Source organism: Leisingera caerulea DSM 24564, from assembly GCF_000473325.1.
In the GTDB taxonomy this organism is placed as follows: Bacteria; Pseudomonadota; Alphaproteobacteria; order Rhodobacterales; family Rhodobacteraceae; genus Leisingera; species Leisingera caerulea.
The window spans coordinates 106620-127194 of record NZ_AXBI01000020.1; the positions used below are offsets into that span (position 1 = coordinate 106620).

Sequence of the window (20575 nt, forward strand, 5' to 3'; positions counted from 1 at the left end):
GCGCCTCGCCATGCTGCTGGGACCGGGCGCCCTTCTTTTGGCAGGCTGGCTTTTTGCGGGGCAGGCGATCGCGCCCCCGCCGGAGCGGCCGGACCCGGATCGCATGGTGATGCTCGCCTCTCAGATCCGTGTGGTTGACGGAGACACGATCGAGTACGCCGGCCGCAAGTACAGGCTGACCGGTTACGACACCCCGGAAACCCATTTCTCAGAATGCAGCTCTGAAAAGGCGCTTGGCGACAGGGCCACGCGCCGCTTGCGTCAGCTGATTGACGAGGCAAAGTCTGTGAGGCTTGAACCGGAACGGGGCACGGATCGCTACGGCAGAGGGCTGGGAAAGCTTCTGATCGATGGTCGGGATGCCGGTGATCTGCTGATCAATGAGGGTTTGGCCAGGCCGTACTGGGGCGGAAAGCGCCAGGGCTGGTGCTGATCCACGGTCGTGCGCTGCAGGCTTCCGGACGCGGATTGAAGAGGGCACTTGCGGCCATTAACGTGACCTTGTCTTTCTCCGAGCTACCATTTGCATGCCTCGGCACGTCTGGGGCTGCGGTCCGTGTTAACGAGTGCTGATTCAGTTGGTTATGCGGACCGCATTTCGCTTTGTTAAAGAACTCTCAGGCAATCAGCCCCACAGAAACGGGCGTGAGTGCTCAAGATGTCCCCTCCTGAATGAGGGCATAAATCCGCTCTTCATTGAAACGGTGGAGACACAATGCGCCAGCCCGTGATGCCCTGTAATCTGCTTGGCTCGGTATCAACCGGCCGCATTGCGCATTGCGTTCCTCGATCCACAGCCGCTGCTCTGCCCGTATGCGCTGTTTGGAAGCAGGATTCGCCTTTCTGGCAGCGTCATAGACGCGCCCCAGGATGCTGTCGCTCAACATAAGCTCTTTGTCAGCACACAAGAGTTGTTCGACTGAGGTTGCAGCCTTTGCACAGTCGAAGCTCGGACCAAACGGTCTTGGACGCACATTTGACCCCATTGTATAAATCACGCCATCGACGCACGCCTTCTGGCCGAAGATCGGCTTGGGATCCCCAGGTCCGCGATAGAAACCAAAACAGCGCGCACCGATCTCTCCCATCCACTTCATTTCACTCGGCCCGTAGAGGTCAGAGTACATATCCAGGGTGCCGTATGGAAAGCCTCGCTCGACGGCTATCTGGGCAATTTCCTCATTGCAGATTTCATGACGAGCACCAGCCGCAGAACAGGAATGGATCCCCAGAAGTGAGCCAGGCGAGAGTGTAGAATACTCACCAGCAGGAAATAGGATCTGGGCACATGCAGAAGCGCAATCCCCAATACCCACCACAGAAAAGCCAAACGCGTCAATTTTGTCTGCAAGCTCGAGCGCAGCAATCACCCCTCCGCCCGGGCTCGTAATACCAAGGACCTTCGATGAAGGGGGCGTGGCTGCTATCGTCGCCACAAACCGATCCGCGTCCCCGGCTTCGACCGGACCGGACGCATAGATCATGGTTTTGCCTGGTTCCCCAGGAACGCTGATCCTCTTAAAGGACATAGCCTCCGCAGGCTGAACCCAGACTGCGAAAAATGTGATCAATGAAAAACAACGCAAGAATGCAACCGGCATAAGGCGTGTCCTTAACAGGAGCGTATTATTTGCGATCACTCTTCACGAAGACCAAGTAGGGGTCAATTGCAAGCGATGGGGTGGACGCGCCTCCCGGCGGTGAACCACGGGCAAGAGGCCGCGATGCGGCACATCAGCTTCTAACGCATGACACCACGTTGAAAATGCGCCATAATTCTGTAAACCGACCTGAAATTCGCAGTCACAGATCAATGACTTAGCGGGCGCTCTGTAAACTAGGCAATCGTACCAAGAGAACACTCGGAAAGTACACCCATATTTCAATGCCATTTTCACCCCATGCACAGCGCCCGAGTTGCTCGGCAGAATTTTCTCTGTTCGCCGGAAAGAGCCATAATAATAAGTATTCTGCCTGCAGGTTGCCCAATCGATCGACCTTATTCCGGTCCCATTCTGGCGCCCAGGTGTGGGACGGCCGCGTGGGGCATTTTCGTGGGATAAAAATGTGGGGTGCGGAGGGAGGCGCGTGAAATCTCCGGACCGGCCGAAGAAGCTGAGCCTTGCCTTTGTTAGAAACGTCGCCACGCCGGGGAGGTATTACGACAGAGACGGGCTGATTCTTGTGGTGAGCGCAGGAGGGGCGAAACGCTGGGTCCAGCGTCTCACCATAGGTGGCCGGCGGCGCGATATCGGATTGGGGTCCGCATACCGGATCACCCCTGCCGCCGCGCGGCGCATTGCTGCGAAAAACCGGCTGCTGGCTCGGGCGGGGGAACACCCTCTCGCGGCGCCTGCCGTATCGAGAGGATCTCAGGAGGCGAGGCCGCAGACGCTGGCGCGCTTCGTGCTGAACCGCTTCCGCCGGCGGAAGGCGGAAGAAAAAGGGGCGAAGGCAGCGCGAGAGGAGTACGGCTTGATGCGCAACCATATCCATCCGATTATCGGACGGCGGCCTGTTGCGGACCTAACCTCCGCCGAAATCCGGGATGCGCTTGAGAAAGTGCGGAAGGTAAATCCGAACGTGGCAAAGGCTGCCCGGACCCGTCTGATCGAAATCCTGGACGAAGCGGTCCGGGACGGCTTTAGAAAGGACAACCCGGCCGATCACCCGGAAACCCGTGTTCTGCCAGCACCGAAACGCACAACCGCGGAGGGCGACAAGAGGAAGGCACGAGTTCTGGCGGAACTGCCATCCCTTCTTCAGGTGCTCGAAGCCAGTCCGCGGCGGCCAAGTTTGCTGCGGCTGATCCGGTTCAACCTCCTGACGCTGCGGGCGCCGCAGGAATGCCGCCTGGCACGGTGGGAACAGATCGATTTGCAGGCCAGGCTGTGGCGTTTCCCGAAGATGCAGGCCGAGGGCGGGGCGGTCGTCGAATTCGGCCTATTGGACGCTCACATCGCTATTCTGGAGGAGGCACGGCAGATTGCTAAGGGCGGCGGAACCGGTTGGGTGTTCTACAACCCTCAGAACATCGGCGCGCCCTACAAGGCCAATGCCTCATACAAGGCGATGCGCGACCTGGAGTTTGACATTCAAGTCCTGGACTTCAGGCGCGCCCACGAGTACCTCAATCGCACAGCCTCACACGAGCAATCCGATTTAGAGGCATGGTTGGCTTACCTGCAGTCTGCGCCGACCATTTCCAGCTGAGTCAGGTGAGCATTTTCTTCCCCCGCGGCCGGTCCTGGCCGGAAACGGTGACGGGGTATTCATAGCAGATTTGCGGAACTTTTTTGCTGCGGAGCTTGAATGCGCGTCGAGCCCCCCTTATTTTCACTTCTGCCCTTACGGCATTTGATTTGCACATCCGTCGCAAGACGGCCAATCAAACCGCCATCGCGCGATTCTCCCGCGATGCAACAAGGGCGATATCATGAACCGCTATTTCCGTGCATGCTGTGAAGAGCCCTGTTCCGGTGCCCTGATACGTGTGGCTGCTGTCCGCCGTCCTGGCGGGGCGCGGCCGAGCTGATCAGCCCGTAGAGCTTCCCTGCTCCCTGATAGCTCGCATTGCGACCCGCCAGGTTTTCGTCAAGAAAATCAGGAGTTGCCAATGAGCACCATCCATGAACTCAAGTCCGTTTCGCGGGCCCAGCAATCCGCTGCCAAATCGGCCGCGCCCCGTGCGGCCAGGGTGACCGATGCACAGCTGAAGCAGGCTTTGCGCAATGCGCACGCCGCCGGCTTGACTATTTACGCTTTCACCATCGAGGGTGGCACCATCCGTGTGCAGACCCGTCCGGAAGCGTCCGCCGACGCCATTCACCAAACTGACGCGGAGGCTTGGTTCGATGCCCGCACCTAAGCGTAAACCTCAGTTCCGCATGAGCCCCTGCAAAGGTGTCCACCGCGTACGAAAGACGCTGGCAGATGGCTCCTACGCAGAATACCACTATGCTTGGCGTGGTGGTCCGTTGTTCTGGAGTCATGAAAGTACCTGCCGGCGCGATGGAATCGAATACATCGAAGCCTGGCAAAGGGCCTGCCAGGCCAAGCGCGATGTCCGGGGGCGTTTTCAGGAAATCATCAACGAGTTCACCGGCTCCTCCGAATTCACCCGCCTTGCGCCGCGGACCCGCCGAGATCACTTGCACAACATTTCCCGCAGTGGCGGGATCGAGGCCGAATTCGGCGCTGCGCCAATCATGGCGTTCGAAAGCGCCCGGATCCGGCGGGAGGTCATGCGCTGGCGCGATAAGAACTCGGACGGGGTGGGCAACAACATGATGGCGACGATCCAGCGGATCGTTTCCTTTGCCTATGACCGCGGGCTCTTGCAGAACCATCACCTCTTGAAGGTGAAAAAGCGAAAGCGGCGCAGCCACGCGCACATCATCTGGACACAGGAGGAAATCGATTATTTCGTCGAGAAAGCTCCCGCCTATGTCGGCCGGATCCTGATCGCGGCGGTGGAGACTGGCTTCCGGCCCGGAGACCTTCAGGCGTTTAAAAAATCGGATATCGAGCACCAGAGAAACGGCAACGCCCGTGCGATGATCCTCACCAGAAAAAGCGGCAGGACCAGCTACGCTACCGTTCCGGTAACCCCTAGGCTGCAAGCGCTGATCGACGAACTCCCAACCGATCAGGAGCACATCATCGTGGGCGCACGCGGAGAGCCAATTCAGGCAACGAACGTCATGGGGCGGAATATCTCTCAGTGGCGTGACAAACTGGGGATCCGTAGGGAACTGAGGCTATATGATGCCCGGGGCACTGCGGTGACTAGGCTCGTCCGGGCCGGTTGCAGTATCGGGGAACTGGCCGCGCATATGGGATGGAAAATTCAGCACGCAGCAAACATGCTGGACATCTATGCGGCCTTGGATCCCGATATGACGGACGGCATCCTCGACAAAGTGAAAAGGCAGCAGCGCTTGACCCATGACGAGGAGGGCGGCGAAAGTTGAACATGCGGCCGCGGCGCTGCGTTTGCGAGGGGGCCATTCACTGAAAAAACTTTGCGCACTGCCAGGGCAGCAGAACAACTCTTCTTCACTAAGGTCAAGCGCAGTCATGAAACCAGCCCGGGAAACAAGGCGACTTGCCTCTGAGGATCAGCGCAAACTCTCGCTTCCTCCTTCAAGCGTGAAACTCTCGCAAGAACGGCCGGACCTCGGACCGGCCGTTCTTGCGGATTGCGGCGAATGCCCCGACAGAGCCCATTGCGGAAGCGCCAAGTTTGTTCTGCGCGCGCAGGCAGCACGCAAACCTGCTGCGTCGCTGCGAAACCATTGCTGCATTGCAGAGGGGAATGCAGTCACTCAGGCAGCTTGCAGCAAGTCTGAAGCGCCACCATATGGATTGAGCTGTTTATTGAACTTCTGATAGCCATTCGCCACCTTGGTCACGGCCAACCGCGATGCAGGTGCGGTTGGCTTCGTGTCACAAGGCTATCGACGATCGTGTGGTCCACCCGATACGGTTTTCCCGGCCGGGAAGACCGTTCTTCTTGTGCTGGTCTATTGCTGCTACGCGGCGTCCAGTTCCTGCGCTGGCCCGAAAAACTCGTAGAAGATACGGTTCTCGTCGACGCCGGCCGCCCTTAAGCCGTTCACAGCCATCACCATGAATCCCTTTGGACCGCATATGTAGTAATCAGCCTGATCTGTATTGGTGTTTCGGGCCAGCCACTCCGGAGTGATGCGGCCTTCCACATCGAAGTTCGCTTCTACCCGGTCTTCGGAACTGGGATCCTCAAAAAATGTGACACACCGGCGGGACAGGGATTGTGCGATATCAGGCAGGACGTGATGCCTGCTGTTTTGCGTGGCATGCAGGTAGGTCGCAGATCGATTGTTTGCGGCCAGAACCTCAAGCATTGAAATCATCGGCGTCAGCCCGACACCGGCCGACAACAGGACAACCTCAGCCTCCTGGCCGCTTTTCAGGAAAAACTCTCCAGCCGGTGCAGCAACATTGACCATAGTGCCTTCGACTGCCTGCTCATGCAGCCAGGTGCTGGCCAGGCCGCCTTTCTGATGCTTGACCGTGATCCGGTAGAACTCGTTCGATGGCCCCGAGGAAATCGAATAATTGCGGCGCAGCTTGCCTGCTCCGGGCACCTCAAAATCGAAAGACAGATATTGCCCCGGCTTGTGCTTCAGCACGGGCTTACCGTCGACGGGTTTCAGGATGAATGACATCACGTCAGCACTCTCCTGGGTCCGCCTGTCGATCCGGAATTCCCGCCAGCCGCGCCAACCGCCCTCGGCCGCGGCGGTGTCCTGGTAAAGCTGTTCTTCTCGGCCAATCAGGATATTGGCCAGGAACCAATAGGCTTCGCCCCAGGCGCGGATCACCTCTTCGGTCGCCGCATCTTTAAGAACTGCCTTGATCGCGCCCAACAGGGCGCTGGCGACATGATCATAATGGCGGGGTTCGATTTGCAGGCTCACATGCTTGTTTGCAATACGCTCCACCGCTGCGGCCATCGCCTGGAGGTTTTCGATGTTCTGGGCATAGGCCAGAATCGCGTTGGTCAATGCTGCGTGCTGCGGGGAGTCGCCGTTCTGGTGCGACTGGTTGAACAGTGTGCGGATTTCCGGATCGGCCAGCAGCCTGTCGTACATTTCTGCTACGATCTCGCGCCCATGCTGCGACAGAGCCGGAACAGTCGCCTTTACGGTGTCGATAGTGGTTTGGCTGAGTGGCTGTGTCATTGCACGCTCCTGATTTGTCGTACGGCAGACCTGCGGCCTGCATCGCGAGTTTCACCGCCTGAAACATTCAGGCTGGATGCATGTATGACTGCAGGATTGAAAGATGCAACCCAAATGAATATTAAAAGCGTGATCGGAGCCCGCATGAAGCTGAACCTGACAACAGATTACGCGTTGAGAATTCTTATTTTTCTGGCGTCCAAACCCGAAGAGCTGCACTCGATTGAGACATTGAGCCGCATCTACCGTCTGCCGCACAGCTCTTTGATGAAGATCGTCAGCGAATTGGCCCGGCAAGGCTACGTCACGAGCGTTCGCGGCCGCTACGGCGGCATCAAGCTCGGACAGGCGGCCAGCGAAATCAATGTGGGGCAAGTCGTCCGGATCATGGAAGAAAGCTTCGAAGTTGCCAATTGCGCAGAATGCCTGATACAGCCCCAATGCGGGCTCCGAGGGGTCTTTGCCGAAGCGGTCAATGCGTTTCTAAGCGTCCTCGACCGCAGCACTGTCGCCGACCTGATCAGAAACAAAGCGGATCTGGTTCCATTGCTGACTTTGTCAAAGGCGGCGGATAATCCGTAACAGGCCCTTTGAATTGTGAAGAGAACTCGACTTGTGCAAGGACCGATGCAAGGGAGTGAACAGGCTGGATGTTTTCAGCGCCCTTAGACAATAGGTTTATTGATTTTCTGAGCAATACTAGCCGCAACCCCCTTCGTTTAGGGAGGGGGCAAGGCCCTTTCTTATCCCTTCGTTTTCTCTTTTCCCTGCGCCTCGCGCGCTTGGCGGCGCCGTGGAAGTCGCGATCGGGCATGTTCTGGTTCTCGACATACTCTTTGATGACATCGAGCGGCGCATCGCCGCAGGAAACGACACAGTAGGACGGCGACTAGAAGGCCCCGCGCCAAAGAACGCGCGTAAAGGCCATGACGGCCTAAGCTCGCGGAACCGTCGAGGACCCTGAGCGCAATGTTGCAGCCAAGTCCGGTTCAATCCGATCGATCCTCGACAAAGGCTGGGGCGAGAGGCGCCACTAGGTTTCCTACAAACTGTCCTGGGCCGGGGGCCGCCTCGTCGAGGTGGATCTGCGGAACACATCGCGCACTTGCGGGTACTGCAGTCACGTCGATACGGGAAGCCCCCTCCTTCAAGTGGGGGGACTTCACGACCTGAGTACACAGCGGTCATTCCCAGACTTGCCGACTTTTGCTCCGCTCCGTGGCCGGATTTTATGCCGCCTTTGACACGCTCCCGGGGCTGACTAGGGCAAATTGCCGATCGAAGTCCAAACCGCCCGCCCAAGAGAGTCCAAAATCAAAAAGTAAAAACCGTGGGAACCTTTTGGGCTGACCGGCATCTAACAGGCAGGTGACCAAGAAGGCGCCTCTCATTACTAAGAAAAGGACTACCCATGTTTAGGAACACGCTGACAATCTCAAGTCTGATGGTTGCCTTGGGCACTGCTTCGTATGCCGAAGACGCAACGACGCTGCACCAATCCCCTCCTGGAGATCCTTATGTGCAAGTGAGCGACGTTCTGCCCTTGCCTGAGTTTCTGCCAGGAATGGGAACATTGTTCGTGAACCCTCAAACGCTGCCCGCGGGTCCATTCCTAGCTTATGACCATGATGGAAAGTTGTCCGCAACTATTTACATGACCCCGTTGGAGGATCTCCAAAACGGCACCTCTTTCGACAATCTTGGCCTAGGTTCCGAAGCGGTGAAATCAGTCGACATCTACTACAACGCCGGCCATCCCGGTGTCGAAAAGCCGCACGCGCATATTGCTCTCTTTCATGATGACGGAGCCAAGGAGCGGCTGGCAGAATGACTTTCAAAAGACGCAATGTCATTTGGCTCGGAGGCGGCATAGTTGCCGCCCTCGGGTCACCCGGCCTTTTGCTGGCCAAGCAAGTCGTAACGGTAGAGATGCGTGGAACGGCACGCGGTGAGAAAATATGGTTCGATCCAATCGGATTGTCAGTTTCCCCGGGCACAACGGTTCGCTTTATCAACAAGGACCCCGGAAACAGCCATACCGCCACGGCGTATCATCCGGACCTGTTCGGGAGGGAGAGGCGTATTCCGGCATTAGCTCAACCTTGGGACAGCGATTTCTTGCTTCCAGGGGATAGTTTCGATGTAACTCTCGATGTGCCAGGCGTCTATGACTACTACTGTATCCCGCATGAAATGGCGGCTATGGTGGGGCGTATTGTCGTAGGTTCACCGAATGACGCTAAGTGGTCTGGAGTAGCAGACGAAGCAAGTGACATTTCGGCAGAGGTGCTAGCCGCCTTTCCAAAAGTAGAGACCATCCTCAATCTGGGGAACGTACGCGTGGAGGGAACACAATGACGCTCCGACACCACCGCTATACAAAAGAAGCCATAGGTTCTGTCACTCCAGAAGCCGAACTTGTTCTGGCTGCACGTCACGGTAGTGAACATGCTATAAGAGAGCTTATTCGGCGGCTGAACCCAAGGCTGTTCCGGGTTGCCCGGGGGATTGTTTCTTCAGATGCTGAAGCTGAAGAAATTGTGCAGGAAACCTACCTCGCTGCATTTTCAAAGATTGAAAGTTTTCGCGGTCAGTCTCGGTTTTCCACTTGGGTTACCCGCATCGCATTAAACGCTGCGCGAACGCATTGCCGTCGTGACCGATCTGCTGAGGAGTATGATACCGTGAGCGAAACCAATACCCCCCAAGTATTGGAGCTGTTTCCGAACCAGTCTGAACTGCCGGAAGCAGCTCTCGGTAGGGCGCAGCTCCGTGGACTTCTGGAGAACTCCGTAGCCTGCCTGCCATCGGAGTTGCGCCTACCATTCCTCCTGCGAGAAGTGGAGGGCATGACTATATCTGAAATATCAGATGAGCTTGAGCTCAATAAAGTAACCGTCAAGACGAGGTTGTTTAGAGCGCGACGCCGTCTGCGCTCAGCCTTGGAAAACAGCGTCTCGGGCGGATTTGACGCAATCTTTCCGTTCGACGGGCAGAGATGCGCGAGAATGGCCGACAGGGTCATTCTTAGTCTGCGGGAAAATAAATTCATATAGGGGCCTGTCGAAGAAACTGTTCATGAATTACAGATATCAGCTGGCTTCTCAAAGTGAACCCACAACAAGCTGCACACCCTGAAGCTTGTATTTGAATAGGAAGCATTAGCGGATAATATCAGCAATGAATAGCTCAGCCTTTAATATTGAAGGCTACTTTCAGAGTCTTCCTCAAGATTTCTTTCTTTAATTATTCATCTGCGGCGGTAGTCTTGGGTAGCAATAGAAGGGCTGGAAAATGCACGAAAGTGACTTCAACAATAACACGATCATTCAAATGCCGCTTTGCGATCAGAAGAAGGCGTCTGGCATTGTGCGTGCATTTTATAGAGATGTGTTCGAAAATAACAATAGAAAAGCTTTGCGTAGGTACTTTTCTCCAGACGCAGTATTCGGGGGAGCTATTGGTGACTTGGTTAATTCAAGAAGTGAGCTTCTTGAAGCTGCGGATGTCCTCATGTCACTGTTCGAAGTGAAACCAAAAGTATCAATAAATATCAAAATAGATATCGAGGAATGGGTTGCTGCGACAACCATTATTGAGGCTACTTCTAAAGGATCAGAACTCCCCTTGCTTATCCGGGGGCAACTAATCGCGAGAGTGAAAAACCAGCAAATTGTAGAATGGCACTCTAGCACAGATTATCTGTCACTTTTTGAGCAGTTGGGTCAAATCCCGAGAGACTGCCTGCCAATATTGACGACCGGTGCAAATCTTATGTGGAAAGGCTGGGCAGGAGGGCGCACCTGAAAACTAGGTCAAATTGCGGCCAGGCGGATTGGACAAGCATCGCGTCGATGACCGACGCGTCTTGAACGGGATTACTTTTGCCGGTCAAAATGGCTTGGACAGTCCGGGACCGCATGCTGCATACTGGCCGCGGAGCTGTCTTCTTTTACTGTGGAAGCACTGGCGAAAAGACTTCATTCGCCCAAATGACGGTTGGGTTGGCCTTCTGTCACAGTCCAGAAACACCCCAACGATCGACGCCAATTACCTGAAGGCCCATCGAGAATAAGGGCGTGGGCGACAGATCGGTCGGCCAACGGCGGAATGAACAGAAATTTTACGCGATTTGCGGAAACCCAGTCCGCCCGCACAGCCTGTTTAGCACCGCCGGGCGGGTCAGCAAATACGCATTCCACGGCCGGTGCCAAGAGTCTTCCTGTCAGCCATTACCCCTTCAGCTTTACTCATTCACTGGCTATGAATTCAGATCCTGGGAGACGCCATGGCTCTCCAGAATGACTGCAAAGACACTTCAAATCAGACACAGGGGCGATTTTTGGGAACCTTTTGCCCATTTTTGCACCTAATGGCTAGGTGTCAACGAAGCTCACCTGATGAAGCAGCAAGAAGGAATTTGGAATTGACCGTGCGACAAGTGCGTATGTCGGCCGCTCGCAATAACCGATGCAAACTGGCTATCACGAACCCAGAAGGTGACAGAAAAACTGAAATCCGCGATGGCCGGAACGAGGGGCTGCAAGAAGTGCTTCATCGTATGAAACCCCAGCACTCTTGCGGACAGACCCCGTTGAGGGGCGAGTTAGAAAAGAAGCACTGGGACAGACCCGAGGTTATATCCAATTTTGGTGGAACAAGTTGCGGCCCAATGATCGGAAGCGTCATTGACGCATCAAAGGCTTGCGAGGTGCTTTGAAATGGTAGCACTTCATTGTTTTTCGCCTGTGCTCTATGAGGACTCAAGCGAAGTGGTCGACATCAAAGCCGAAGGACAGGAATATCCTTTGCTCAATCGAGATTACCCAAAGAAATTTCGCCCGGATGCGACCTATCTAGCTTCAATGCCTGATCTACAGAACGGCCCAGCCGCCTTAATCAGTGGTGCGCGCCGCAAGCTGCAGCATGTGGGCATTTCCAATTTTCGCCTGCCGCTGCGTTTCAAGTGCCGAGACAAGTCCGAGGTGACCTTGCCGGTCTCGGTAAGCGGAACCGTAAGTCTGGAGGCCTGCAAAAAGGGCATCAATATGTCCCGCATCATGCGCAGTTTCTACCAACATGCAGATAGGCTCTTCGACTTTGACACAATGGGTGCGGTGCTGGACGACTATCTATTCGACCTGGAGACCGGGGACGCGAGGCTGCAGCTTCGGTTCTCCTATCCGCTCAGGATGCCGTCTTTAAGATCCGGGCTGGAAGGTTACCAATATTATGAGATCGCTATGGAATTGGCAGAATTGCAAACAAGGCGTCAAAGATTTGTGCATCTCGACTATGTCTATTCCTCGACGTGTCCATGTTCATTGGAACTGAGTGAGCATGCGCGGCGGGTGCGCGGACAATTGGCGACACCGCATTCGCAACGCTCAGTTGCCAGGCTATCTGTCGAAGTGGTCGGCAGCGAGCGCTTGTGGATTGAGGATCTAATCGACATGGCCCGCATTGCCGTGCCGACTGAAACTCAGGCCATGGTTAAGCGTGAAGACGAACAAGCTTTTGCCGAGCTCAACGCCGCTAATCCGATTTTCGTTGAGGATGCGGCGCGGCTCTTCTGCGAACAGTTTCAAAATGATTCAAGGATTGGAGATTTTCGTATCATTGCAAGCCACCAGGAAAGCCTGCACAGCCATGATGCGGTAAGCGTTCTTACTGCAGGAGAGAGCTTTGTCTCGGCAAGCCTTGATCCTCAGTTGTTCGGAACGTTGTCACACCCTTCTTAGATGGCATCGAACACTTAGCGATGTGTCCAAGAGAGAATTTAAGCTCAGAGCTGTTCCGGAATGCTCTGAGTATCCCCCTTCCGAGACTATAAATGGAAACGGAATATGTTAAATGACATCCAAGGCAGGAGCAACTCTGCGCTCTACCGCGCAATCTGGCGCTGGCATTTCATTGCCGGCCTTGTGGTTCTTCCCTTCATCCTACTTTTGGCCGTAACTGGCGCCATTTACCTATTCAAGGATGAAATTAACGACACCGCCCATAGGAATCTACGGTTTGTCGAGCCGGCCGAGTCTATCACACTGACGCCCTCGCAGATCACCAAGGCTGCGATCGCCTCCCACCCTGGCGAGTTGAAGGCCTACACCGCACCCTCAGCCAAGGACCGCAGCGCCGAGGTAGATATACTTGGTGTAGATGGGTTGAAAGATACGGTGTACGTCGACCCCTACAGCGGCACCGTGCTGGGAAGCCTTTGGGATGGAGGACCCGCAGGCAGCCCCGCAATGTATGTGGTGCGCAAGCTTCATTCATTGGAATATGTTGGCTGGTTTGGCAACCGGGTAATCGAGGCCGCGGCGGGCTGGATGGTGGTACTGGTGATTACGGGAATTTACCTGTGGTGGCCGCGCGGCCGAAAGGTCGGCACCTTCTCGATAAAGGCAAAGCAGGGCCGACCATGGTGGCGCGACATGCACGCGGTGACCGGACTCTATGCCGGCGCCGTTATTGTTTTCATGGCCATGACCGGGTTGCCCTGGTCTTCGGTTTGGGGCGGAAAGTTTTACGACTATGCTTATTCCTTCGGGCTTGGCATACCTGATGGCTACTGGTCGGATTTACCTGTCTCATCACAGCCTATGTCGGATGCTGTCGATCACGCACCCTGGATTATGCAAAATCAACCGCTCCCGCTATCGGGCGCCGAGACGGGCTTACCCAGGACACTTGATGCCGTGGCGACCACGGTGGAGGCAATGGGCATCGCCCCAGGCTATACCGTAAGCCTACCCGCCGGGCGGACTGGAGTATTCACCGCGTCCGTCTACCCCGACGACATCGACTTCGAACGGGTAATCCATCTGGATCAGTACTCAGGCGAGGTTCTATATGACGCTGGTCTGGCGGATCTCGGGACGCTGGGGCGCTGGTCGGAATGGGGGATAAGTGTTCACATGGGGCAGGAATTTGGTCTGGTTAACCAGATAGTTCTGCTGTCGGCCTGCGTGGCGATGGTCATGCTATGCATCTCAGGTGCGGCAATGTGGTGGAAACGTCGTCCTGCCGGCACACTTGGCCTGCCTCAGGTGCCAGCTGATTGGAGCATTCCGCGCAATCTGCTACTAGTCGCCATTGCCCTAGGAATCTTCTTTCCGCTCGTGGGGCTGTCTATGCTGGCGATGGCAGGCGTTGAATGGGCGATTTACCTGTCGAGCCGCCGCCCGCAAAGGGCACGCTGAACAAAGCGCACGTTGGGTCAACTCTTCTCAGGCATGGAGATTCCCAATCCAGGTTTTGGAGACGCTCCTTTGGAATTCATGGTAGCACGCATCGGCCAGAAGAAGTGCCACTAAGCTCATTGGGACTATTCAAGCAGTATGGTCGACGGAAGGTTTTCACAAAGACCTTTCGGGAAAGGGCTGTAATAACACGCCACTGGCAACAGCATGGCCGTGTCTCGTGTGGTGACCATCGGGAGACAGGAAATCGACGAGCTGCACAGCATCCTCATGGAATCATTCAACGCGTAAAGACCTGCCCCTGCGTTGCGATCTTGGGCGCGCGGGGCAAGGCCAAACAGGTAGAAAGACATGAAAGACGTGCAAAGCAATGCCCGCATCAACGGCAGCCGCCTGTGGGGTACGCTGATGGAGATGGCGTTGAAGGGCCCCGGTCTGCGCGGCGGCTGCAACCGCCAGACGCTGACCGACGCCGACAAGGAAGGCCGCGACCTGTTCAAGCGCTGGTGCGAAGAGGCCGGGATGACGGTGGGCGTCGACAGCATGGGCAACATGTTTGCCCGCCTGGAAGGCGCCGAGCCGGATCTGGATCCGGTGATGATGGGCAGCCATCTGGATACCCAGCCCACAGGCGGAAAGTACGACGGGGTGCTGGGCGTGCTGGCGGGCCTCGAGGTCGTGCGCTCGATCCGCGATCAGGGGATCACCCCGCGCCGCCCCATCGTGGTGGTGAACTGGACCAACGAGGAAGGCACGCGGTTTGCGCCCGCAATGCTGTCCTCCGGCGTCTTTGCCGGTGTGCATACCCAAGAGTGGGCCTACGCCCGCGAAGATGCAGAGGGCAAGACATTCGGCGCGGAACTGGCGCGCATCGGCTATGTCGGCGACGAACCCGTAGGCAACCGCAAGATGCACGCGATGTTCGAGCTGCATATCGAGCAGGGTCCGATCCTGGAGGCCGAGGGCAAGGACATCGGCGTGGTCACCCACGGCCAGGGCCTGAACTGGCTTCAGGTGACGCTGACAGGGCAGGATGCCCACACCGGCTCCACCCCGATGCCGATGCGCCGCAACGCAGGCCTGGGGGCTGCGCGGATCACCGATCTGGTGCATGAGATCGCCATGAGCCACCTGCCTGACGCCGTCGGTGCCGTGGGCCACTGCGATTACTACCCCAACAGCCGCAACATCGTGCCGGGCAAGGTGGTCTTCACCATCGACTTCCGCTCCCCCAGCTTTGACACCCAAACCGATATGGAACGGCGCCTGCGCGAAGGCGCCGCCAAGATCGCCGAAGAACTGGAGCTGGCTCTCGAGATCGAACAGGTCGGCCATTTCGACCCCGTCACCTTTGATGAGGGCTGCGTCGCTGCCGTGCGCCGCGCGGCAGAGAAGCTCGGCTATTCGCACCGTAACATCATCTCCGGCGCGGGCCACGATGCCTGCTGGATCAACAAGGTAACCCCGACCGCCATGGTGATGTGCCCCTGCGTCGACGGTCTCAGCCACAATGAAGACGAGGAAATCACCCTTAGGTGGGCTATGGCGGGAACCGATGTACTGCTGCATGCCGTTCTGGAAACGGCAGAAATCGTGGAGTGAAAACAATAACGACCAGAACCGAGATCGAGGGCGAAACCGACGCCGCTGCTAACCGCAGCTCCGCCTCCGCCGTCGCCATCGATGACAGCAAGATCGTGCAGATGGATATCAATTTGAACGGCGCCAAGGCGCTGTCCAAGTCAAAAAAGACCACCGCGCCGCGGCAGGTCGTGCGCTCGGCTAAAAAAACTGCCGGCCTACGTCTGAACAAACCCCCGGCAAAAGCCGGAGGCTTTCACATCCGCTGCCCTTAGGAGGATGGGGCGGCAGCAAGTCAAAGACAGGGAGGAAACTGGAAATGGCTTATATAATCACCGGATATACCGGGCCCGGCGCCCAGTCGGCGCAGCAGATTGATCTGACCGGGATCGACCCGGAGCTGTACAACGAGGACCAGCTGCCCACCACCGCAGAACAGCGGACCTGGGACTGGCTGGCGATTGCCGCGCTTTGGGTCGGCATGGTGGTCTGCATTCCGACCTACCTATTGGCATCCTATCTGATCGGCTCTGGCATGAGCTGGGATCAGGCGGTGCTGACCATCCTGGCCGCCAACGCCATCGTGCTGATCCCGATGGTGCTGGTCGGCCACGCGGGCACCAAATACGGCATCCCCTTCCCGGTGCTCTTGCGCTCCTCCTTCGGCCCCACCGGCGCCAAGATCCCCGCCGTCGCGCGCGGCATCGTCGCCTGCGGCTGGTTCGGCATCCAGACCTGGGTCGGCGGCTCGGCGATCTTCGTGATCCTCAATACACTCACCGGCGGCGCGCTGGCGGGTGAGCCGCTAGCTGTCCTCGGCATCAACGCGGGTGAGTTCATTTGTTTCCTCGCCTTCTGGGGGCTGCATCTCTACTTCATCGCCAACGGCACCGAGTCGATCCGCTGGCTGGAAACCTATGCGGCCCCGTTCCTGCTGGCGATGGGTCTGGCGCTCTTGGGTTGGGCCTATGTCAACGCCGGCGGCTTCGGCGAGATGCTGTCTACCCCCAGCGCCTTTGACCCCGGCCAGCCCAAGGAAGGCCAGTTCTGGGTGGTGTTCTGGCCCAGCCTGACCGGCATGATTGGCTATTGGGCGACGCTGGCGCTGAACATCCCCGACTTCACCCGCCACGCCAAAAGCCAGAAGGATCAGCTGCTCGGCCAGATGGTCGGCCTGCCGATCCCGATGGCGCTGTTTGCCTTCATCGCTTCCGCCGTGACCTCGGCCACCGTGGTGATTTTCGGCGAAGCGATCTGGGATCCGATCCAGCTCTCCGAGAAGATGGGTGGCCTGTCGGTGATCATCGCGCTGTTCGCGCTGATCGTGGCAACGCTGACCACCAACCTCGCCGCCAATGTGGTGGCGCCTGCGCACGGCTTTGCCAATCTCGCGCCCAGCAAGATCAACCTCAAGCGCGGCGGTTACATCACCGCGGGCATCGGCATCGCCATGTTCCCCTGGGTGCTGGTCAACCACATCGTCGGCTGGCTGATCGCCTATTCGGCGCTCCTGGGCCCGATCGCGGGCGTGATGCTGGCGGACTACTACCTGCTGCGCAAGACTAAGCTGGAAGTCGCTGACCTGTTCAAGCTGCACGGCATCTATTCCGGCAGGAACGGCACCAACTGGGCCGGTGTCTGGGCGCTGGTGATCGGCATCCTGCCGAACCTGCCGGGCTTCCTTGCCGGTGTCGGCCTTTCCGCGGGCACCTCGGACTTCTTTGCCACGATCTACACATATGCCTGGTTCGTGGGCCTCTTCGTGGCCGGCGCCGCCTATCTGGTGCTGTCGAAGATCCTCAACAAGTAGCTGTCGGCCGGGGCGGCACTGGCCGCCCCGGTCTCCCTTTCAGACCAGCGGAGCACACATGCCCAAAGCCTATTGGATTGCCCACTTCGCCAAGACAAACCTTGGCTCATGCAAGCTCCTTGATGAAGGAGTTGTTCAAGAGACTCGACGACCGCATGCCGGCTAGCTAACCCGCATTTACTGGAGTTGTGCTCCAAGTCTCAAAAATTGTTTCATCGCCAAAATCGGTAGAGGTGGTAGGGCTCGATTTCATACAATTCTTAAATTGGCAATTGAAATACCTATTTATGAAGTGTAGCATGATTCCGGAGTGCAAATCCTTGTGGCTGCCATGACAGCCGCTTCGAATGTTAACGATGTTCCTCGGTACGAACTTGACCGCAGAAGTCGCGACCCAAGCGAAAGTGACCGTGGAATTGCTTAACAGGCTGGTGCAAAGCTTGTTCGAAAATGTTCGCGCGGTTGCAGTGTTTGCTCCAAATTTGTCCCCTCGGATCTCGGACTGAAATCCGCATTGGACGGTGAACTCCTGCTGGTCCTCAGTCGTCCTGATTATCGACCGCAACCACGTGAGCCGAAACACTCTGTCCGACCGTGCTCTGCTCAAAGGACAATGACATGACGAAACCGAATTCCCCCGCAAGATCTCCCCGATCTCAATGGCTACTTCGAAGCTGGTTGACCTGTGAGCCACTGCCCCCAATGACCCGAACGGCAGGACTGTCAAAAAAGGTGGAGACCATCCATGTCAGGCAGGCGTCATGGCGCCAGGACACCTCAGTTGAAAAGGTAATAGAGGCGGTATTGGCCGCTGCTGAAATGAGGAGCAACTGATGCAGCCGGCAAGACAGACAGTTCCCGAAGACCTCGCCGCGCGGATCCGAATCAAACGGGTCTATCGCGCGGCACGTGTGTCGGACGGCAAGCGGATACTGGTTGACCGGGTCTGGCCCCGCGGTGTGGCGAAGGACCGTGCCCGGCTGTCACTCTGGTGCAAAGAGATCGCACCAAGCAATGAGTTGCGTCTCTGGTTCCACGACCACCCCGAACAGTGGCAGACGTTCTGCACGCGGTATCAGGTGGAACTGGGTGTTCATGAAAATCTGGTCCGTAACCTTGCCAGATATGCATGCGATGGCGTTGTTACGCTGCTTTATGCTTCGAAGAACGAGGCGGAAAACAACGCCATCGTTTTGCGCGATTACCTGCGCCGATGGCTGCGACGGGAGGACCAGAGATGACGGAACAGCGAGGAGACCCGCTACACACACCACTTTGTGACCTGCTGGGATGCGACAAACCCGTGCTGCTGGCCGGTATGGGGGGCGTTTCCCGTTGGGAACTGGCCGCCACAGTGGCCAACGCGGGCGGATACGGGATTCTGGGCATGGTGCGCGAAGACCCTGCCCTGATTGCCGCTGAGGTTACCGCGCTGAGGGCAGCCACCGATCGGCCCTTTGCTGTTAATTTGATCCCGGCGGCGACGACCCCGGCGCTGCTCGACGCCCAGATCGCCTGCTGCCTCAATCTTGGCGTTTCGGCTTTCAGCTTCTTTTGGGACGTGATGCCGGACGTGGTGAGCCGCGTCAAACGTGCGGGTTGCCTTGTCCTGCACCAGGTCGGCACGGTCAAGGCAGCGCGGAACGCTGAAGATGCCGGGGCGGATGTCATCATCGCGCAGGGCGTCGAGGCGGGCGGCCATGTCCACGGGCGGCACTCGGCCTTCGGATTGGCCCAGCAGATCCTTGCACAGACCGAACTGCCAGTCGTCGTCTCGGGTGGGATCACTACGGGCCAGGGGCTCGCTGCCGCACTGGCAATCGGAGCCGATGGCGTTCAATGCGGAACGGCCTTTCTGTCGACCGAAGAATCCTTCGCCCACCCGTATCACAAGACCCGCATATTGGAGGCCACGGGCGATGACACTGTGTTGACAGATGTCTTCGTTCTGAATTGGCCGAAAGGCGCGGCGGTGCGGGTGATCGCCAACAGCGTAACCGACGGGTTGGACGGTCATTACCTGGGCCACGATCCTGACAATTTGCCGCGAACGCCCATTGCCTTCGACGGCAATCAGCTGCGCCTGCGGTTCAGCACGGATTCACCTCTACGGACCACGACCGGCGACCTTGAGGCGATGGCGCTCTATGCAGGTCAGGGTGCGGGTGCCATCAACGATATCTCACCGGCCTCCACCCGTCTGGCCAATATGGTTGCGCAGGCCCGGCAAATCCTGAAGCCACAATTCGGAAAGAATTCAAGGTGATTTCATGAACAACAGATTCAAGAACTTCCGCTGCCAAAGCGGCTTTTCCTCACCACCATGCTATGCCGCCGAAATCACACCTGACTATTTTGATCCTCTGGCCGTCGATCCCGAACAGGTGCGCGATGTTGCCCGCTGGCGCAAGGCCGAACGCATCCGCTTGCGAAATGCGCGTCTAGCGCTTCCTGTGGTGGAACACAAGGAAATCAGTGAAGCGCTATCCGGGCATTTACGACAGGTGTTGAAAGATCGCTTTGGCGGAGCGCAGGGAATGGCCTTTTCCGCCTATTGGCCGATAAAGGGCGAACCCGACCTGCGCCCGTTAATGGCCGAGCTTCACGAGGCAGGTGTGACCGTCTCCCTGCCGCTGGTCGAAACCAGGGCGGCCCCGCTCACGTTCCGCCGCTGGTCTCCTGAAACGCGCATGGTACGCGGCGATTGGAACATTCCCGTCCCACCACCGGACTCACCCGTAGCCACACCCGAAATTGCGCTTGCCCCCCTCGTCGGCTGGACCGCGGAGCGCTATCGCCTCGGGTATGGAGGGGGATATTTCGACCGGACGCTGGCTTCACTCTCTCCGAAGCCCTTTGTAATCGGTATCGGTTTCGAGTCTGCGCAAATAGCGACCATTTACCCCCAACCCCATGACATCACCCTTGATCTTGTTTTGACCGAGGCCGGGATCCGGTCTGACCACGCAGCAGCATGAGCAGCTTCGTAGCACAGATGTGCATCTGGCGAAGATCCGCATTTCTGAAATTCGGGCTCTGGCTCTTATTTTCCTGCTCCTCGGAACAGCGGACACCTCGCCGTTGCGGAAATACTGTCGTTCGGAAAATCGTATCATTGACTAGCGCTATCAGCCATACATTGCACAGACTGAAACTAAGTCTGTGTGGAACCAAAAAGGTTTCCCTACTGCAAGGATTGCGCTCCGCTCATTCTTTAACTCGGTTCAGGGGCACGTTGACTATTTATTGGCTGCCGA

General features: G+C 57.3%; 20 protein-coding genes. 18 read left to right on the plus strand and 2 right to left on the minus strand.

Translation table 11 applies throughout. The features are described from left to right. The first annotated feature begins 10 nt into the window (after positions 1-10). Positions 11-433 carry a thermonuclease family protein gene (locus tag CAER_RS27415; RefSeq protein ID WP_051357682.1) on the plus strand — a complete coding sequence of 141 codons (423 nt, stop codon included), beginning with the start codon at positions 11-13 and terminating at the stop codon, positions 431-433. Between the two features lie 220 nt (positions 434-653). On the opposite strand, the gene CAER_RS28775 is transcribed toward CAER_RS27415, so the two are convergent. Further along, complete coding sequence (locus CAER_RS28775; RefSeq protein ID WP_084299395.1) at positions 654-1601, minus strand: lysozyme inhibitor LprI family protein; 948 nt, start codon at positions 1599-1601, stop codon at positions 654-656. Between the two features lie 487 nt (positions 1602-2088). Here CAER_RS28775 and CAER_RS0103920 point away from each other — a divergent pair, with 487 nt between their 5' ends. From CAER_RS0103920 to CAER_RS0103930, 3 genes are all read left to right on the plus strand, one after another. Then, positions 2089-3213 (plus strand): tyrosine-type recombinase/integrase, encoded by a 1125-nt coding sequence (locus CAER_RS0103920; protein WP_027234173.1) that lies wholly within the window; start codon positions 2089-2091, stop codon positions 3211-3213. 403 nt (positions 3214-3616) lie between these two features. Then, positions 3617-3868 (plus strand): hypothetical protein, encoded by a 252-nt coding sequence (locus CAER_RS0103925; RefSeq protein ID WP_027234174.1) that lies wholly within the window; start codon positions 3617-3619, stop codon positions 3866-3868. Further along, positions 3855-4973: a tyrosine-type recombinase/integrase gene (locus CAER_RS0103930; RefSeq protein WP_084299399.1), complete on the plus strand. Its 1119-nt coding sequence runs from the start codon at positions 3855-3857 to the stop codon at positions 4971-4973. The genes CAER_RS0103925 and CAER_RS0103930 overlap by 14 nt, the downstream gene beginning before the upstream one ends. A gap of 561 nt (positions 4974-5534) precedes the next feature. Here the strand turns inward: CAER_RS0103930 and hmpA are convergent. Continuing rightward, a complete protein-coding gene (gene hmpA, locus CAER_RS0103935; protein ID WP_027234176.1) occupies positions 5535-6725 on the minus strand; it encodes an NO-inducible flavohemoprotein in 1191 nt (396 codons plus the stop codon). Between the two features lie 84 nt (positions 6726-6809). Here hmpA and CAER_RS0103940 point away from each other — a divergent pair, with 84 nt between their 5' ends. The 14 genes from CAER_RS0103940 to CAER_RS0104005 all read left to right on the plus strand — a co-directional run bounded on the left by CAER_RS0103940 (position 6810) and on the right by CAER_RS0104005 (position 20296). After that, entirely contained in the window at positions 6810-7307 is a 498-nt protein-coding gene (locus CAER_RS0103940; protein ID WP_209320181.1) for an RrF2 family transcriptional regulator, read from the plus strand. A gap of 467 nt (positions 7308-7774) precedes the next feature. Then, positions 7775-7969, plus strand: a complete 195-nt coding sequence (locus CAER_RS30835; RefSeq protein WP_457911919.1) for a hypothetical protein — start codon at positions 7775-7777, stop codon at positions 7967-7969. Between the two features lie 281 nt (positions 7970-8250). Then, the gene (locus tag CAER_RS0103945) at positions 8251-8556 is read left to right on the plus strand and encodes a hypothetical protein (protein WP_209320182.1); all 306 of its coding nucleotides are present in this window, start codon (positions 8251-8253) and stop codon (positions 8554-8556) included. Then, positions 8553-9083, plus strand: a complete 531-nt coding sequence (locus CAER_RS0103950; protein WP_027234179.1) for a plastocyanin/azurin family copper-binding protein — start codon at positions 8553-8555, stop codon at positions 9081-9083. The genes CAER_RS0103945 and CAER_RS0103950 overlap by 4 nt, the downstream gene beginning before the upstream one ends. After that, positions 9080-9781, plus strand: a complete 702-nt coding sequence (locus CAER_RS29135; protein ID WP_027234180.1) for an RNA polymerase sigma factor — start codon at positions 9080-9082, stop codon at positions 9779-9781. The genes CAER_RS0103950 and CAER_RS29135 overlap by 4 nt, the downstream gene beginning before the upstream one ends. 238 nt (positions 9782-10019) lie before the next feature. After that, complete coding sequence (locus CAER_RS29545) at positions 10020-10532, plus strand: nuclear transport factor 2 family protein (RefSeq protein ID WP_154667647.1); 513 nt, start codon at positions 10020-10022, stop codon at positions 10530-10532. A gap of 914 nt (positions 10533-11446) precedes the next feature. After that, a complete protein-coding gene (gene folE2 / locus CAER_RS27425; protein WP_084299403.1) occupies positions 11447-12466 on the plus strand; it encodes a GTP cyclohydrolase FolE2 in 1020 nt (339 codons plus the stop codon). Positions 12467-12571: 105 nt separating this feature from the next. Next, complete coding sequence (locus CAER_RS0103965; protein ID WP_027234181.1) at positions 12572-13927, plus strand: PepSY-associated TM helix domain-containing protein; 1356 nt, start codon at positions 12572-12574, stop codon at positions 13925-13927. 351 nt (positions 13928-14278) lie between these two features. Further along, a complete protein-coding gene (locus CAER_RS0103975; RefSeq protein WP_027234182.1) occupies positions 14279-15529 on the plus strand; it encodes a Zn-dependent hydrolase in 1251 nt (416 codons plus the stop codon). Beyond that, the gene (locus CAER_RS0103980; RefSeq protein ID WP_027234183.1) at positions 15526-15783 is read left to right on the plus strand and encodes a hypothetical protein; all 258 of its coding nucleotides are present in this window, start codon (positions 15526-15528) and stop codon (positions 15781-15783) included. Before CAER_RS0103975 ends, CAER_RS0103980 begins: the two co-directional genes overlap by 4 nt. Before the next feature lie 44 nt (positions 15784-15827). After that, a complete protein-coding gene (locus CAER_RS0103985; RefSeq protein WP_027234184.1) occupies positions 15828-17318 on the plus strand; it encodes an NCS1 family nucleobase:cation symporter-1 in 1491 nt (496 codons plus the stop codon). 833 nt (positions 17319-18151) lie between these two features. After that, complete coding sequence (locus CAER_RS0103995) at positions 18152-18559, plus strand: DUF488 domain-containing protein (protein WP_051357685.1); 408 nt, start codon at positions 18152-18154, stop codon at positions 18557-18559. After that, positions 18556-19584, plus strand: coding sequence for an NAD(P)H-dependent flavin oxidoreductase (locus CAER_RS0104000; RefSeq protein WP_036796869.1), 1029 nt, complete (start codon positions 18556-18558; stop codon positions 19582-19584). The genes CAER_RS0103995 and CAER_RS0104000 overlap by 4 nt, the downstream gene beginning before the upstream one ends. Before the next feature lie 4 nt (positions 19585-19588). Next, complete coding sequence (locus CAER_RS0104005) at positions 19589-20296, plus strand: 5-formyltetrahydrofolate cyclo-ligase (RefSeq protein ID WP_027234187.1); 708 nt, start codon at positions 19589-19591, stop codon at positions 20294-20296. Positions 20297-20575: the final 279 nt, after the last annotated feature.